Annotated in this window: 1 protein-coding gene; it reads left to right on the top strand. The window is 39.0% G+C overall.

What is annotated here, in order from left to right:
- The first annotated feature begins 103 nt into the window (after nt 1–103).
- A complete protein-coding gene (locus EXE10_RS21080) occupies nt 104–766 on the top strand; it encodes a response regulator (protein WP_130114605.1) in 663 nt (220 codons plus the stop codon).
- Nucleotides 767–915: the final 149 nt, after the last annotated feature.

The following is a 915-nucleotide window of genomic DNA, read 5'->3' as shown; positions in this document are numbered from 1 at the left end:
TTTAGATAGGAGTTATTCGGTCTTATTTGGGGCCGAATACCTAGCGTTTTCATAGAAATAAAATATAGGTTTGTAAGTAACAGAATGAGGGGATAGCTCAGACGTGAGAATATTGTTAGTTGAAGACGATGCCTTACTGGCTAAGGCGACAGCACGTGGTTTAGACCAAGCGAATTTTGTTGTTGATATCGCTACGACAGCGGAGCAAGCCTATCATTTTTTGTCGAGTTATGATTATCAATTTATTTTGCTTGATTTAGGTTTGCCAGACCGGAACGGATTAGAAGTTTTAAAGTCACTGCGCCGTAAAAAGAATAAAGTAGGCGTTATTATTCTGACTGCTCAGGATAAAATTCAGGAGCGCATTTTAGGTTTGGATGCTGGGGCAGATGATTTTGTAGTTAAGCCATATGATTTGTATGAGGTCATTGCACGGATTCAAGCGGTATTGCGCCGTATTTCAGGTGATGTGGGTGATTTGATTCAGATTGGCAACATTCTAGTTAATAAAAAGACTAAACAGGTTCTAAGAGATAAAACTGAAGTTGAACTAACCCAGAAAGAGTTTCACTTGCTGGAACTCTTTATTCATAACCGTGGCCGGATCATTTCACGGGAGAGCATAGAAAACTCATTTTATGCCTATGATGCAGATGTAAGTAGTAATGTGATCCAAGTTTATATTCATAATTTACGACGTAAGTTGGGTAAAAACATCGTCCGTACTGTACAAGGCTTTGGATATATTATGGATGAAAGTTATTAATGGCCAATTTCATCCGCAGTTATTCACTGACCAGACGTCTATCATTCATTTTAATGGTCATCACCGCCAGTGTTTGGGTGGGTAGTTTAGGTTGTATTTACTGGGGAATGCAGCGTACCGCGAATAATATTTTTGATAAATCACTGGCC

The organism is Acinetobacter sp. WCHAc060033 (assembly GCF_004209125.1).
Taxonomy (GTDB): Bacteria; Pseudomonadota; Gammaproteobacteria; order Pseudomonadales; family Moraxellaceae; genus Acinetobacter; species Acinetobacter wuhouensis.
This window is presented reverse-complemented; position numbering and strand designations above follow the sequence as displayed.